15 protein-coding genes are annotated in these 14,813 nt (G+C 38.3%); 11 read left to right on the forward strand and 4 right to left on the reverse strand.

The window, feature by feature from the left end:
- The first annotated feature begins 648 nt into the window (after positions 1 to 648).
- From VB713_RS06155 to VB713_RS06170, 4 genes are all read left to right on the forward strand, one after another.
- Positions 649 to 1,755: a sulfate ABC transporter substrate-binding protein gene (locus VB713_RS06155; protein ID WP_323310695.1), complete on the forward strand. Its 1,107-nt coding sequence runs from the start codon at positions 649 to 651 to the stop codon at positions 1,753 to 1,755.
- Between the two features lie 185 nt (positions 1,756 to 1,940).
- The gene (gene cysT / locus VB713_RS06160) at positions 1,941 to 2,810 is read left to right on the forward strand and encodes a sulfate ABC transporter permease subunit CysT (RefSeq protein WP_323310696.1); all 870 of its coding nucleotides are present in this window, start codon (positions 1,941 to 1,943) and stop codon (positions 2,808 to 2,810) included.
- Entirely contained in the window at positions 2,797 to 3,636 is an 840-nt protein-coding gene (gene cysW / locus VB713_RS06165) for a sulfate ABC transporter permease subunit CysW (protein ID WP_323310697.1), read from the forward strand. The genes cysT and cysW overlap by 14 nt, the downstream gene beginning before the upstream one ends.
- 54 nt (positions 3,637 to 3,690) lie before the next feature.
- Positions 3,691 to 3,957, forward strand: coding sequence for an NIL domain-containing protein (locus VB713_RS06170; protein WP_323310698.1), 267 nt, complete (start codon positions 3,691 to 3,693; stop codon positions 3,955 to 3,957).
- Positions 3,958 to 4,442: 485 nt separating this feature from the next.
- Here VB713_RS06170 and VB713_RS06175 read toward each other — a convergent pair whose 3' ends face one another.
- Entirely contained in the window at positions 4,443 to 5,915 is a 1,473-nt protein-coding gene (locus VB713_RS06175) for an ammonium transporter (protein WP_323310699.1), read from the reverse strand.
- Between the two features lie 826 nt (positions 5,916 to 6,741).
- On the reverse strand, positions 6,742 to 7,260 hold the full coding sequence (gene purE, locus VB713_RS06180) for a 5-(carboxyamino)imidazole ribonucleotide mutase (protein WP_323310700.1): 519 nt from the start codon (positions 7,258 to 7,260) through the stop codon (positions 6,742 to 6,744).
- Positions 7,261 to 7,337: 77 nt separating this feature from the next.
- Here purE and nagA point away from each other — a divergent pair, with 77 nt between their 5' ends.
- The 3 genes from nagA (at position 7,338) to bchM (ending at position 10,270) form a co-directional block, all read left to right on the forward strand.
- On the forward strand, positions 7,338 to 8,501 hold the full coding sequence (nagA, locus tag VB713_RS06185) for an N-acetylglucosamine-6-phosphate deacetylase (protein WP_323310701.1): 1,164 nt from the start codon (positions 7,338 to 7,340) through the stop codon (positions 8,499 to 8,501).
- Between the two features lie 9 nt (positions 8,502 to 8,510).
- Complete coding sequence (locus VB713_RS06190; RefSeq protein ID WP_323310702.1) at positions 8,511 to 9,425, forward strand: DUF4351 domain-containing protein; 915 nt, start codon at positions 8,511 to 8,513, stop codon at positions 9,423 to 9,425.
- Positions 9,426 to 9,586: 161 nt separating this feature from the next.
- Positions 9,587 to 10,270 (forward strand): magnesium protoporphyrin IX methyltransferase, encoded by a 684-nt coding sequence (bchM, locus tag VB713_RS06195; protein ID WP_323310703.1) that lies wholly within the window; start codon positions 9,587 to 9,589, stop codon positions 10,268 to 10,270.
- Positions 10,271 to 10,405: 135 nt separating this feature from the next.
- On the opposite strand, the gene VB713_RS06200 is transcribed toward bchM, so the two are convergent.
- A complete protein-coding gene (locus VB713_RS06200; RefSeq protein ID WP_323310704.1) occupies positions 10,406 to 10,951 on the reverse strand; it encodes a hypothetical protein in 546 nt (181 codons plus the stop codon).
- Between the two features lie 7 nt (positions 10,952 to 10,958).
- Positions 10,959 to 12,167, reverse strand: a complete 1,209-nt coding sequence (locus VB713_RS06205; protein ID WP_323310705.1) for an XRE family transcriptional regulator — start codon at positions 12,165 to 12,167, stop codon at positions 10,959 to 10,961.
- Between the two features lie 191 nt (positions 12,168 to 12,358).
- Between VB713_RS06205 and VB713_RS06210 the strand changes: the two genes are divergently transcribed.
- From VB713_RS06210 to VB713_RS06225, 4 genes are read left to right on the forward strand one after another with little or no spacing between them, the layout of a single operon-like run.
- Positions 12,359 to 12,526 carry a hypothetical protein gene (locus VB713_RS06210; protein WP_323310706.1) on the forward strand — a complete coding sequence of 56 codons (168 nt, stop codon included), beginning with the start codon at positions 12,359 to 12,361 and terminating at the stop codon, positions 12,524 to 12,526.
- Positions 12,523 to 12,711, forward strand: a complete 189-nt coding sequence (locus VB713_RS06215; RefSeq protein ID WP_190713494.1) for a hypothetical protein — start codon at positions 12,523 to 12,525, stop codon at positions 12,709 to 12,711. The genes VB713_RS06210 and VB713_RS06215 overlap by 4 nt, the downstream gene beginning before the upstream one ends.
- A complete protein-coding gene (locus VB713_RS06220) occupies positions 12,704 to 13,072 on the forward strand; it encodes a hypothetical protein (RefSeq protein WP_323310707.1) in 369 nt (122 codons plus the stop codon). Before VB713_RS06215 ends, VB713_RS06220 begins: the two co-directional genes overlap by 8 nt.
- Before the next feature lie 22 nt (positions 13,073 to 13,094).
- Positions 13,095 to 14,795: a hypothetical protein gene (locus tag VB713_RS06225; protein WP_323310708.1), complete on the forward strand. Its 1,701-nt coding sequence runs from the start codon at positions 13,095 to 13,097 to the stop codon at positions 14,793 to 14,795.
- Positions 14,796 to 14,813: the final 18 nt, after the last annotated feature.

Consider the following 14,813-nt stretch of genomic DNA (forward strand, 5'->3'; position numbering starts at 1 on the left):
ATTTAGCATTTAAATCTAGCATAGATAGTAGTTTCCTGTCACCCTGATGCAATAAAATATAACAACACTTTTAGTCAGTTTATATATAGTAAACTTTTGTAAATAAAGTTAACAATGGTATAAATACTGAATATTTGCTATCAGAAATTTTGTCGTAAAAATAAAAGTAGCTCCTCAAGAAAGCGATGCTAAAGAGAACACCGCAAGCATCACATCCCTGAAGAGTTACTGTAATAATTTGATTGCGTAATTGGAGTTAGAGAACTCCACAAAAAAGATGTACTGCTTGCAGCAGCGCTAGTTCCCTCCGGGACGCTCCGCGTAGCAAGATCCCGTAGGGTACGCTATCCAATTTCACCAAATCAAAGCGACTTTTCTGCTCCCTGCCCCCTCCCCTGCTGTCACAACGACGGGATATTTTTTTAGTTGGAAGTCTCTAAAGTCGTGCCAGATGAGAGCCTCGCCAAGAAAATTTACTGGACATGGGGGTTGTAATTGACCATGAAACTGATACAATCCCCATATTCTCTATCGAAGAAGTGTTGTTTTTTCTTGCATTTATAACCAAATATCTGCAATTATCTATTACCATGAACAGCAACTACTTTATCCCCATCAATTAACTGTGGATTCACAGGAGGACAGAAAATGAATTTGCGATCGCTCAAACAATTACAATTTAGGTACAAGCTAAATTCACTCAAAAGCTTTGTATCACTCTTTTTAGCAGGAATATGCTTGAGTGTATCAGTTACCGCTTGCTCTGGTGTAAATCAGAGTAACTCCTCTAGCTCAACTTCTGCTACAGCCAAACCCCAAAACGTAGAACTAACCTTAGTTTCCTTTGCAGTCACAAGAGACGCTTACAAAGCTATCATCCCTAAATTTAGTGAGAAGTGGAAACAAGAACATAACCAAACTATTACCTTTCGGCAAAGCTATGGTGGTTCTGGTTCCCAAACTCGTGCTGTAATTGATGGTTTATCCGCAGATATTGTCCACTTAGCACTAGCTTTAGATACCCAAAAGATTGAAAAAGCCGGACTAATTCAACCGGGCTGGGAAAAAGAAGTTGCCAACAATGGTATTGTTTCTAAATCAGTAGCAGTATTAGTGACACGAGAAGGCAACCCCAAAAATATTAAAACCTGGTCAGATTTGAGCAAAGAAGGAGTAAAATTAATTACTGCCGACCCAAAAACATCAGGTGTAGCCCGTTGGAATTTTCTAGCATTGTGGAATTCAGCAATTAAAACCGATGCGGATGAAGCTAAAGCTGTTGAGTTTGTCAGCCAAGTTTACAAAAACGTGCCTATCTTAACTAAAGATGCTCGTGAAGCCACCGATGCCTTTTTCAAACAAGGTCAGGGTGATGCTTTAGTTAACTATGAAAATGAAATTATCTTGGCACAACAAAAAGGACTAAAGGTAAATTATATTATTCCTGATGTCAATATTTCCATTGATAATCCCATTGCTGTAGTAGATAAAAATGTTGATAAACACGGTAATCGGGAAGTAGCAGAAGCTTTTGTCAAATACCTGTTTACCGCTGAAGCACAACAAGAGTTTGCCAAAGTGGGTTTTAGACCTGTGGATGAGACATTAGCTCAAACTAAAGAGTTGGCTAACCAGTACCCTACAGTGAAAATGTTGAGTACAGTCCAGGACTTGGGTGGTTGGAATACAGTTCAGCAGAAATTTTTTGCTGATGGGGCAATTTTTGACCAAATTCAAGCCAAAATTCAACGTTAATTGGTGATTGGTAATTGGTGATTGGTAATTGGTGATTGGTAATTGGTGATTAATTCCTTCCTCCTTCCTCCTTCCTCCTTCCTCCTTCTTCCTTTTTCCTTCTTCCTTCTGACTCCTGACTCCTGACTCCTGACTCCGAACTCCTGACTCTAATCAGACAAAAAGCTAAATTTAAATTTTGAATTATGACCGTATCTTCTTCGGTGAAAGTTGATCATAAACTTCCTGTCTGGAAGGTGTTTCTAGATAATGTAATTCGACTTCCTTGGACTTGGCGAATTACCATAGCATACTTAACTGTAATGTTGTTTTTGCCTATGGCAGCAATGTTTCTCAAAGCAAGTACTGAATCTCCGGCTAGGTTTTGGGAAATTGCTACCAGTGAGTTAGCCTTAGCAACATACAACGTTACTTTTTTAACATCAATTTTTGCTGCTTTGCTCAATGGCGTGTTTGGAACTCTGATTGCTTGGGTGTTGGTACGTTACGATTTTCCTTTCAAACGCATCATTGACGCGACCGTAGATTTACCTTTTGCCTTACCAACATCGGTAGCAGGTTTAACTTTAGCAACAGTTTATAGTGATAATGGTTGGATTGGTTCTTTACTTGCACCTTTAGGAATTAAGGTATCTTTTACCCGTTTGGGGGTGGGAGTAGCAATGATATTTATCTCTCTACCATTTGTGGTGCGGACTGTGCAACCAGTGCTTCAGGAAATGGAACAGGAAATTGAAGAGGCTGCTTGGAGTCTGGGTGCTTCTCAATGGCAGACTTTTTGGAAGGTGATTATACCACCTTTATTTCCAACCATTTTGACTGGTGTGGCCTTGGGTTTCTCCCGTGCGGTGGGAGAGTATGGTTCAACGGTGATTATTGCTTCTAATACACCGTTTAAAGATTTGATTGCACCTGTGTTGATTTTTCAGCGATTGGAACAGTATGACTATTCTGGTGCAACAGTGATTGGTGTGGTTTTACTGTTAATTTCTTTGGTGCTGTTACTAGCAATTAATTTCTTACAAGCTTGGTCGAGAAGATATGACAATAGATAAGAGAAATGGTCCTAAAAAGCAGAGTTGGGTTCCAGGGGTTTTGATTGGAATTGCGATCGCTTATTTATCTTTAGTTCAATATATCCCCACACTCAATGTTTTTTACCAAGCTTTTAAAAAGGGAGTTGGCCCTTTTGTCTCTAATCTCACCCGACCTGAATTTCTCCATGCAGCTTGGCTAACTCTTTTGCTGGCCTTAATTGCCGTACCGATCAATACTGTATTTGGTCTATGTGCAGCTTGGGCTATTTCTCGTCATAAATTCCCAGGACGAGCTATAGTTCTCAGTATTATTGACCTACCTTTTTCTATCTCCCCAGTAGTTGCTGGTTTGATGCTAGTCCTACTTTACGGACGACAGGGGTGGTTTGGCCCTTGGCTGGAGTCTCATGATATCCAAATTATCTTTGCCTTTCCCGGCATGGTCTTAGCTACTGCATTTGTCAGTATGCCTTTTGTCGCTAGAGAAGTAATTCCGGTTTTAGAAGAATTTGGTAAAGACCAAGAAGAAGCTGCTAAAACCTTGGGTGCAAACGATTGGCAGACTTTTTGGCGTGTGACACTGCCTAGCATCCGTTGGGGTTTACTCTACGGCTTAATTTTAACTAATGCCAGAGCAATGGGTGAATTTGGTGCAGTTTCTGTTGTTTCTGGCAATATTGGGAATACAACTCAGAGTTTACCGTTGTTTGTTGAAGACGCTTATAAACAGTATGAAACTGAATCTGCCTTTTCTGCGGCTGTAATTTTGGCACTACTGGCAGTTGTGACTTTGGTACTGAAGGAGATTTTGGAACGGAAAACACGAATTAAGGATGTTGAATAATTCGTAATTATGAGTCTTGTTAAACAATATCAATTCGCTTTGCAGGAGATTTTTATGGCTAGTGACAATGCGCTTACCCATAAAGGGATTCGATTGAGGATTCCTCAAGACTATCATCAAGAACCTGTGATTTCTCGTTTAATATCTGACTATGGACTGACTGTGAATATTAAGGCAGCTATTCTGGGACGTGATGCAGTCGGTGATGGTTGGTTTGACCTAGATTTAGAAGGTACAGCAGTGCAAATTCAATTCGGGCTAACCTATCTCCAAGAATTAAAGTTGGAAATCTGGGATGAAAATAAGATAGGTGATTGGTAATTCAATCGTAGAGACGTTTACCGCAGAGTAATGTCTCTACTGACTGTTTCTTTATCAAACAGCAAAAAAGCCCAAGCAGATTTTAGACTAAGAATATCACAAAATGTCAATAGGTAATTATCAATGGCTGTAAAAACGTATTTTCGTTAAATTATTGAGAATAATATCAATAATATTGAGAATATAGGCTAATTATTGCTAAAAAAGCTATAGTTGACAATTTTCCAAAAAAAATATATTGAAATAAATTATGCTTCTAGAATCATTTTAGAGACGTTCACGGAACGTCTCTATATTTGTTAGGTAACGTAAGTTGCTAGTTAGGGAAAATGTCTGAATCAGGATATCCAGGATTTAAGGATTTACAGGATTAAAACAGAAAATTATTCACTAATGACCAATGACCCATTACCGTTATCAACTAGATAACTAGCAACTTGAGTTAGGTAATTGGTTGATTACGCTTACCTAACCAAAGTAGTAAATTATTCACCTTCAACAGCACCAATTCCTGGCTGATGAGAGCGATATTTTTCTTCTTCTTCAACAAACTGCTCAACTGCATAGACATCAGGCCAGACAGTAGCGCCGTGTTCATAAGCATCAATACCGATTTTATCGGCTTCAGAATCAACACGCAGGTGGCCAATTGCTTTGAGTCCACCGAACATCAAAAAGGCAAAAGCAACGGTGAAAATAGCGATCGCAACTACACCCAAAATTTGCACACCCAGCAAATCAAAGCCACCGCCTAACAATAACCCAGCTTTTTTGTTCAGAGTTAATTCTGGCTGACCCAAGAAACCTATAGCCAGAGTACCCATCATGCCATTGATACCGTGAACAGCAAATGCACTTACAGGGTCATCAATATGCATTGATTCAATGAAATCAATTCCTAAAACTACTAAAATTCCACCGGTTAACCCAATTAAAACCGCAGCCCAAGGTGCAACAAAAGCACAACCCGCTGTAATCCCCACAAGTCCGGCTAAAGAACCATTAAGACAATAAACTAAATCCCATTTACGGGAACGGAAGTATTGGTAAAACATTGCCGCAAGAGCGCCTGCACCAGCACCAAGGGTAGTATTGAGTGTTACTAACCCAATCAAGCCAGGATTACCAGTACCGAGAGTTGAACCAGGGTTGAACCCATACCAACCAAACCACAAAATCATGGTTCCCAAGGCTGCTAAACCTAAATTATGTGCTGGAGGAATTTGTCCCCAAGGAGTACGTCCAGGACGGGGGCCTAGCAAATACGCACCAACTATAGCTGTCCAACCACCAACACTGTGAACTACAGAACTACCAGCAAAGTCATGGAAACTCATTTTGGCTAACCAGCCGTCCGCGTTCCAAACCCAGTGAACAATAATTGGGTAACTGAATGCACCCATGACAGCACTATAGATTAAGTCACCGATGAAATCTGTTCTTCCCGCCATTGAACCAGTTGTGATTGTACTGGCAGTAGCAGCGAAAGCAAACTGGAAGAAGAACAAGGTGTAAGCATTGAGTTCAGAAGCTATACCTGGTACACCACCACCGGGGAAGGCTCCATCAGTTGGTAACTGACTGAGGAAAAAGGTATCTGTACCAATAAAACCACCAGCACTTGTACCGAAGGCAATCCCAAAACCAACTCCCCACCAAACTAAGATGGTGACAGCAGCATCAACGAAGTTTTCTAATAAGGCGTTAACTACACCTCTTTGACGGAGCAAACCTGCTTCTAACATCGAAAAGCCAGTTTGCATGAAAAATACTAGAAACCCTGTGAGTAATACCCAGGTAGTATCAATAGAAATTTGTAATTTGGTTGTTGTTTCCGCTAAAGATTGAATTGTTGGTGGATCTGCTGCTTGAACAACTGTGGGAGCAAAAATTGCAAACACCATTGAACCTATAGCTAGTGCTAGTAGGCGGTACAAGGGTCGAGTACGTTTATTCATTGCTGTTTTTCCTGCGAGTAAAGCCTTGATTGATGTTTTTCAGAAGCTGACAGAAATTAATTAATTCTAGAAACATTAAACAATGTTTTTACCGCTAAATCTGAAAAATCACTGCCTCAATAATTTATGTTTCAAAAATGGATTCTATTTTGGCTCAAACCTGTTGATTTGTAATAAAAATTGTCAGTTTGAGACATAGAAAACAGAATATTTCTTCCATGATTTATCCCCTAACTATCATGAAAGTTGATTATCGATCAAGGTGCAAATTACAGGCGAAATTTAGTTAATTAACCCTAATTAAGGGAAAATTTAGATGTAATTGCTTCAGGAATTAATCTGTAAATTCCTGATTTAATTTAATGAAACCGTTCTTCAATAAATTTGATTGATTTTCTATTTAATTTAGAAATAAATTCTGTATCAAAAAATACATTTTCATGTTTTTGATATAAATTATCCACTCTGGAATCAAGGTCAAGGTGAATGTATCCCTTGCAATACAAGGATTTAGCCTTATCTATATCTAATTAAAAAGGACTTAAATATTAAATATTTGAAAAAATAATAATTTGGGTATTTTTTATATAAAAAATTTATGACCTATTGGTTTTTACTGACAAGCTGTTCCAGATTTAACTAAATTCGAGTGATTCTCCTTCCTTAGCGTTTTGCAGGTAGGGGATGTAAGCGATTAAGAGGGAACTCTTAACGGAAAAATCCCCATAATTAAAACGCGAAGCGTCCTGAATGAAGTAAAGGAACTAGGATTTTTACAGTGCTGAAAACCTTGATTTTTCGTGGCTATTTCTTCCTTTGTTCCCTATCAAGACATCTGCTGTAAATACTGATGATAGCCAAGTTGTTCTAGTTTGGCTTGTTTGTCCATGACCATATCACATAGGCTTTGGCGATATTCCAGGATTTTTTGCAGTAATTCTGGTTGGTGAGTAGCGAGAATCTGCACTGCTAGAAGTCCGGCATTTTTAGCATTACCAATGGCTACTGTAGCTACGGGTATTCCCGCTGGCATTTGTACAATTGAATATAAAGAATCCACACCCTGTAAATTGCGGGTAGCTACGGGGACACCAATCACAGGGAGGGGGGTTAAAGATGCTACCATACCAGGGAGGTGAGCCGCACCACCAGCACCTGCGATAATGACTTTAATACCGCGTTGGTGTGCTGTTTGGGCATATTCCACCATGCGTTCTGGGGTACGATGGGCAGAAACGATCGCTATTTCGCATTCAACACCAAATTCCTCACAAACTGCGATCGCATCTTTCATTGTAGGCAAATCTGAATCACTGCCCATGATAATACCAACTTGAAGACTCATAGAATTTTAGATTTTAGATTAATTGTCGATGCTTCCATCTACAATCGGTTGAGGTTCAGCTTTTTCTGGCTAGGGTAATGACCAAAGCAACACCAAATTCCATCCTGACAAACGTAGATATTATCAATGTACGAGTACCCGGTTATCAAGACTTACAGATGATCTGGGTGAATGAAGACGGCATAATTGAGCAAATTCTGCCAATGGGTAAAGTCTGTAGACGAGTGACACCAGAAGACTTACAAATTTTAGATTTTGCCGGCGACTGGATTTCCCACGGTGGCGTTGATTTGCAAATTAACGGTGGACTAGGTTTGGCGTTTCCTGATTTGACAGTTAAAAACGCCGATATGCTCGAAGATATCTCCCAATATTTGTGGAATGTGGGTGTTGATGGCTATTTACCAACCTTAGTGACAACTTCTGTAGAAAATATACAGCGATCGCTCGCAGTCATCTCTAACTATACCCAAAACTCAGGCGCGAAAATTCTCGGAGTCCATCTCGAAGGACCATTTTTGAACTACGGTAAACGTGGCGCACATCCAGCAGAATACCTCCTACCCCTAACCATGAATGAAGTTAAGCGGGTTTTAGGTGATTATGCCTCCGTTGTCAAAGTCATCACCTTAGCACCAGAATTAGATCCCACCGGTAAAGTCATCCCATATTTACATTCATTAGGCATCACAGTCAGTTTAGGACACTCCCAAGCCACAGCAGAACAAGCACAAAACGCCTTTGAACAAGGTGCAACAATGCTCACCCATGCTTTTAATGCCATGCCACCATTACATCACCGTGAACCAGGCTTACTAGGTGCAGCCATGAACAATCCCGATGTGATGTGTAGTTTTATTGCCGATGGACAGCACGTAGTCCCTACCATGTTAGAAATTCTTCTCCGTGCCAGCAAAGGCTTATTTCTTGTCAGTGATGCCCTCGCACCATTAGGATTACCAGATGGCGTGTATCCTTGGGATGATCGGCAAATTGAAATTATTAACGGTACAGCCAGATTATTTGATGGCACTTTATCAGGCACAACTTTACCCCTATTAACGGGAGTACAAAACTTAGTCAAATGGGGAATTTGTAACGTAGAAAAAGCTATATTTTTAGCCACAGACGCACCCAGAAAAGCAATAAATTTACCAACAATTGCCTCAAATCAACCTGCTAATTTATTACGCTGGCATTATGAAGAAGAAACACAAGAATTGACTTGGGAAAGATTATAAAATTATCACATGACGAGATTCATTCATGACCAATTTGCCAAAGACTATTTAGAAGAACTCCTGAAAAACTATGGAGAAGTGCAAGCACCTGCTCGCGTTGCAGGAGAAGTAAGGGAAATAGACGTTTATTTTTCTCCATCTCCCCAGGCAAATTCTAATTTACAACTCTTAGGTTTATTAGGTAAATTTGCATCTATACCCGCCATATTTGAACCATATCGCAATCCTGCTTCTGCCGATGAAATCTGCGATTGCTTGTTAAAATTATTGGAAGTAAAAGGAGCCTTAAAAAGAGAAGCCAAACGCAATAAAACCAATCTTCAAGAATCCGAAAATCCAAAATTATGGATACTCACACCTACAGCCTCTGCTGAAATATTATCCAGTTTTAACGCTACTTTAGAAACCGACTCTTTACCAGGGATCTACTATTTAGGAAAAGCACTACGCACAGCCATAGTAGTTATTCACCAACTACCTCGAACAGAAGCAACCCTCTGGATTAGAATGTTAGGAAGAGGAACTGTACAGAAACAAGCCATTGAAGAACTAGCAGCATTAACAGCAAACCACCCATTTCGGAGAGTAACGCTAGAATTGCTGTATAACCTGCAAAAAAATCTGGCAGTGAGTCAAGAACCAGAAGACAAGGAGATAATTATGAGATTAGCACCATTGTATCAACAAGATCGAGAGTTAGCGGTTCAAGAAGGAAAAATAGAGGGGAAAATTGAAGGGAAAATTGAAGGAGAAACATCTTTAATTATCCGTCTATTAAATCGACGGCTTGGCGAAATTCAATCGACATTAATTGAGAAGATTCAAAAATTACCACTTGAGAAATTAGAAACTTTGGGAGTGGAATTATTAGACTTTGCTAAAGTCGATGATTTAGAAAGTTGGTTAAATCAAAATCAACAATGATAAAGATTGTGAGTGGGGTTTTAGCCATAAACCATGATTAGGTTGAAACCCAATTATCTACTGAGTGAAAGCAGATGTGAAAAATATTCCTCTTTTTTAAGTGAAAAATTAGCTCAAAAAATTTATAATTCTAAGAATTGGGAACTTCAATAATCAACTTTATGAACGCAGCCGACGATAAAACAATAGTACGTGAATACTTCAATTCCACAGGTTTTGACCGTTGGAAACGCATCTATGGTGATGGTGAAGTCAACAAAGTCCAGTTAGACATCCGTACTGGACATCAGCAAACTGTGGATACAGTCATCGGCTGGTTAAAAGCAGATAACAATTTAGCAGAGTTATCAATTTGTGATGCTGGTTGTGGTGTGGGTAGTCTTAGTATTCCCTTAGCAACAGATGGTGCTACAGTTTACGCCAGCGACATCTCCGAAAAAATGGTGTCAGAAGCCAAAGATAGAAGTGTAGAAGCTTTGTCAAATTCTACAAATCCTACTTTCGCAGTTCAGGATTTAGAATCTTTGAGTGGTAATTATCATACTGTCATTTGCTTAGATGTTCTTATTCACTACCCCCAAGAAAAAGCAGACGAGATGATTTCGCATTTGTGTTCTTTAGCACAATCACGCATTATTCTGAGTTTTGCACCTAAAACCTGTTTCCTGACTATCCTCAAAAAAATTGGTAGTTTCTTTCCAGGCCCTAGTAAAGCAACTCGTGCCTATTTACACCGTGAAGCTGATGTGGTGAAAATCCTCGAAAAAAATGGCTTCACAATACAGCGTCAAGCAATGACTCGAACTCGCTTCTACTTTTCTCGTTTGTTGGAAGCTACACGTTAATAGACATCTGATCACAAAGATTGTCAAGACCTATGGGTAGGGATTCACATCCCTACAAGGGTTTTTGAATAAGCATAGGAAACATTAAATGCATCAAAATTCCTAGTAATAGGAGTCATATCTGCGGAATTTGGGTTAAGACGCATTTTGCCACCAATTTCGCAGAGGATCATTTTTTGGTGGTACATAATGCCCTTTAATCCGAATTGCATTGAGTACATGACTTAATATTGTGGAATCAATACTTTCTTTTTCTGACCAATGTTTAATAATTTCTGGAGTTGATAAAATCTGAATATAGGGCGCTTCTTTTTGAATAAATGAAATTGCTTTTCTATCATCAGTCGCTATTGCCCATCCTCGATGAACAGCGATCGCACAAGTTGCAGATTCGCCATCATCAAGGTCAACAGCATAATTTACAAAAGATTCCGCTTCCTCTTCTGACTCAAAAGCCACAACTTTTAGTAAACCCTGTTGAATAGCTTCTTCAAACTCTAACACAGCATCATTTTCTTGTTCCTGAAGTCGTTGGAGTGTTTTTAATTCGCGTTCTTGTACAACTGTAGTCACAACAATTTCAGCCGGAAGAGATTTTAAAATTGCCAGAAATTGACCTGATGTACAAAGGTTGAGAACACAACAAGCATCAAGCAAAATATGGGAGTGAGTAATTTGCATATTTTCTTCACTTCCCAGCAGTTTGGATTTGACGCAAATCAAAATCCGTATCTTCTTCCATCATTCCGCTTGAATACTCCCGTAATGCTTCGGCAATACGACGGGCTTCTAAGCGGTCAACATGGAGAAATTCAGCAAAACGCCCTTCCGTAATTAAACCCTGATCTAATGCCTCAATTGCGAGATGCTGGTAGTGAAGTGGCATTAGATCAATTCTTTGCGGGATTTGTTCTAAGCCAAGTTCCTCTTGTACCTTTCTGACTTTTAAACCTCTATCTCGCAATTTATCCCAAGTTCCGGAAGGTAGAAGTTCCATTTCTTCTAACCGATATACTAGGGCTTCTACAGAAACACCATAATAATGAGCTAGTGTAAATAGATTGGTCGGCGTAAATTTGCCATGTGTACGGTACATATCATTAAACCGCTTCAGCAATCCACTGGTAGGCATGAGGAAATATTTGGGGAAAGTTTCCGCTAGTTGCTCACTTTCTGGCATTCGCTGATACTGTCCATCAAAAAGGAATTCAGGTTTTTGCCGATGTGCGAGAAAGTGCAGATATCCATGCGCCATTGACCAGCGCCGACGTTCTTCTGGATGATTAGCATTGATAGCCATACAACCGCCAACTTCTTCGTTATAGCTATATACTTCTGAGTATTTTTGCGGCATCTGCAAATAGAAGATCCGTAAACCCACATCTTGTTCTAGGATGTCCCGCAGTTGGGAAATAGGCGCATCACCTAAACCCAGGCGTTGACGCTCTGCTACTGCTATACTCTCCGCAGCAGATTTTATGGGCATATCTGTTACTTGATACTCAAAAGGATAGTTTCGCGGGATTGGCGCGTCCATAATCTTCTCAAGTTCTAGGTAATTTTGACATAAATCCTCTAATTGAGAGATAAATGGCTCAATTTCTGTCTGTTGTTCTTGACTGCGTTGATAAACTGCCCGAAACTGCACTTCAAAAGGTTGAACTACTGGGCGTTGTCGCACAAATTCACTTACAGAACGTCCGTAAGCACGAGCAAGTTTAATCAGTTCATTGGCTTTAAGACGGCGTTCTCCTTTTTCAATAGCGATCATGGTGGTGCGTGCAGCATCAATAATTTTGGCTGCATCAGCTTGAGTCATGTTGCATTTTTTACGGGCTTGCTGTAGGAGTTCACCTAATGTCCGCAGATCAATGTTATCCAGGATATTGGTAGTCATGATGGTTTTAGGATAATGTCAGGTATTAATTATATTATTTTAGCTATAATGTCAGATTTTTATATGATTGACAAATAGATTACCTGTTACTATTATAATTACAAGTGACTCACCTATAACTACTTTAATTCATTATTAGTCAATCAGACTAATAAGAACGATAATTTAGGAGTAGTGAATCATGGTTAGATATGCCTTCCAAAAAACCGCAAATGACAATTCGCATAGAAGAAGACGAATATAAATATTTAGAAGATTGGGCTACCAGAGAGTTTCTCAGTGTTACTCAATTGGCTAAGGTTATTGTCAAGAGAGCGATCGCTGAAAACAAAAAGTCTCAACAAGTAAAATCACCATGACAGAAGACGAAAAAATTTCCAGACACGCAGCAACAGATAGAGATAAATGTCAGGAAATGGCTGATAAATACGGATGGGAATTATTGAAAGTAGAACCTACTAATAATAAAATTCTCAAAGTTGATTGTGTGTTTGAAGGTGAAACAGAATTTCCTAATTATCATGAGGAATCAGAAAATGAGTAAATATATTATTTTTAAAGCAGATAAAGGACAGTTAGAAAACTGGGAAAAAATGTTACTATCTCATACTGGGGCTTGTACTGATATCCTAGCTGAACATTATGATGGTTCTAAAAAGCCTATTCCCGAACCAGGTTATAGACTCAAAGAATTTTGTCAAATTGAAGAATATGTAGATCCTCAATTTCCAGGTGCAAGTACACATTATAGAATTGGTGATTGGGAAGTTTCCAAGGTAGAAGAATATGTACCAGATTTACCTGTGGGTACTTTTGAATCAGTAGTTATTTGTTATTGTCGTTATTCTCCCATCAATACCCCATTAAAACCATTACCAAAAATCCAAGTTCCCTTGGTTAAATGACAATTGTAAAAAGGTAAAAACAATGTCTGATAAAACAGAACTATGTAACTTTGAGAAAGAAATTGATGATAAAATTGCTCAATCGCCAATCTTTCAATTACCACTGAGAAGTGTTCTAACTAACTTCTTTGGAACAATCGATTATCTCATGCAAAGTGGTCGTTTTGGAAGAAATATATCTAAAGGACAAGCCGATGGAGAGACTTTAATTAGTAGACTTTCTTATCTTATTCCTTTTCTTAAAAATTGCACTTTAGAAATTGGTAATAGTGCAATTGATGCTATTTCAGCAATTGAAAAAGATAAAGATGTCGAAGAATTAGCACAGATATTATCTTATGCTCATTTTTGTCAATTGATGCCTGAAGTACATCGTGGTTATTACAAGGTACAAAAAACTTCAGAAGGATTTGAGCTTATACATTCTAGTGAGCAATTTGCAAAATATGAAGAATATGATATTATTTTGACAGATTTGAGCTTGGCTTTTGCCACTAACAAATCACCATCTAATATCAATCCAATCTTTATCCCATTAGCATTAAATCTTCCTAATATTGAACTTAACTCAATGCTAGAAGTTTTAAAATATTTGTTTAATTATCGATTATATGATTTTCGAGAAATGCCGCTTTTAGAATCGAAAGCTTTTCAGATTTCTGTCGGGGTAAATTGGGATGAATTTTGTAAGATTCGATCTGCACTCATTGCGTATGCAGATTTTAGTATTGGTATTGCAAATGCCCTGGAATTTCTTTGGAAAAGAGAAAATAATAGTGTAAGACAAGAGGAAATATCCAATGAATTTTTGGAATGGATCGCAGTATGGCATGACAAATTTTTTTTTATAGGCTTATTAACTGAGTTAACAGGTGTAAATGATTCTGCCTTTGAAACTATACTAAAATTTTTTAGTGTTGATGTTTCAAATAATAGTTTTAATCTTGATGGAGAAGGATTTTTTCCACCATTGCTGAATTATGAGAAATCTTACCTATTCAGCCCGTATATTATTCGGCTAATGCTCCACACAAGAAATATTTTATATGTTATTAACAAACGGAATCCCACTATGTTTAATAATATTGTTTCACAATATTTAGAACCCACGCTTTTAGAACAAGCTTTGTGCATATTTAAAAAAATATCAAATTTAGAAATTATCTCTAATCAAAACTGGAGTAATGGTGAATTAAGGGGTGAATTTGATCTTCTTGTTTATCAACCAACATCAAATGTAGTTTTGCATATACAGGCAAAAGCATCTATTCCACCGCAAGGTGCAAGAATGACACAAGCCATAGAAACTCGTTCGATAGAAGGTATAGAACAGCTTAACCGCTTCCAAAATCTTCCACAGCATGAACGAGATCGTGTGCTATCAGATATACTTAGAACGCCAATTAAGGAAGTTCACAGTGTAAGTGTGCTGTTATGTCGGTCTGGAATTGGAACTGAATCTGTTTGGAAATTAGTAAATGATATTACTGTCGTTAATCTTCAACTCCTTAACGGTGTTATAGAATACTTAATCAAAAATAATTTAAGTCTTGTAGAATTTAAAAATATTGCGGATAATCTTTTAGCTGATATCTATAAAAAATCAATATTAGGATGGGAACAAGGAACTATTTCTCTTTATGGAACTGTAATTCAAATGCCTTTACTTCGCCTAAATTACGAAGAAATACATAAAACTACAATACGACTAAGTCCTATATAATTAAAGTTGATTTACTTC

Origin of the sequence: Anabaena cylindrica UHCC 0172, assembly GCF_034931625.1 — a bacterium.
GTDB classification, from domain to species: Bacteria; Cyanobacteriota; Cyanobacteriia; order Cyanobacteriales; family Nostocaceae; genus Anabaena; species Anabaena cylindrica_A.

Bases quoted from the DNA above. Each gene is read 5' to 3' on its own strand.
- VB713_RS06220 (WP_323310707.1), top strand. From the start codon at position 12,704: ATGAGTAAATATATTATTTTTAAAGCAGATAAAGGACAGTTAGAAAAC.
- VB713_RS06175 (WP_323310699.1), bottom strand. From the start codon at position 5,915: ATGAATAAACGTACTCGACCCTTGTACCGCCTACTAGCACTAGCTATA.
- cysW (WP_323310697.1), top strand. From the start codon at position 2,797: ATGACAATAGATAAGAGAAATGGTCCTAAAAAGCAGAGTTGGGTTCCA.
- VB713_RS06200 (WP_323310704.1), bottom strand. From the start codon at position 10,951: ATGCAAATTACTCACTCCCATATTTTGCTTGATGCTTGTTGTGTTCTC.
- VB713_RS06155 (WP_323310695.1), top strand. From the start codon at position 649: ATGAATTTGCGATCGCTCAAACAATTACAATTTAGGTACAAGCTAAAT.
- bchM (WP_323310703.1), top strand. From the start codon at position 9,587: ATGAACGCAGCCGACGATAAAACAATAGTACGTGAATACTTCAATTCC.
- purE (WP_323310700.1), bottom strand. From the start codon at position 7,260: ATGAGTCTTCAAGTTGGTATTATCATGGGCAGTGATTCAGATTTGCCT.
- VB713_RS06170 (WP_323310698.1), top strand. From the start codon at position 3,691: ATGGCTAGTGACAATGCGCTTACCCATAAAGGGATTCGATTGAGGATT.
- cysT (WP_323310696.1), top strand. From the start codon at position 1,941: ATGACCGTATCTTCTTCGGTGAAAGTTGATCATAAACTTCCTGTCTGG.
- VB713_RS06210 (WP_323310706.1), top strand. From the start codon at position 12,359: ATGCCTTCCAAAAAACCGCAAATGACAATTCGCATAGAAGAAGACGAA.
- VB713_RS06190 (WP_323310702.1), top strand. From the start codon at position 8,511: ATGACGAGATTCATTCATGACCAATTTGCCAAAGACTATTTAGAAGAA.
- VB713_RS06215 (WP_190713494.1), top strand. From the start codon at position 12,523: ATGACAGAAGACGAAAAAATTTCCAGACACGCAGCAACAGATAGAGAT.
- VB713_RS06205 (WP_323310705.1), bottom strand. From the start codon at position 12,167: ATGACTACCAATATCCTGGATAACATTGATCTGCGGACATTAGGTGAA.
- nagA (WP_323310701.1), top strand. From the start codon at position 7,338: ATGACCAAAGCAACACCAAATTCCATCCTGACAAACGTAGATATTATC.
- VB713_RS06225 (WP_323310708.1), top strand. From the start codon at position 13,095: ATGTCTGATAAAACAGAACTATGTAACTTTGAGAAAGAAATTGATGAT.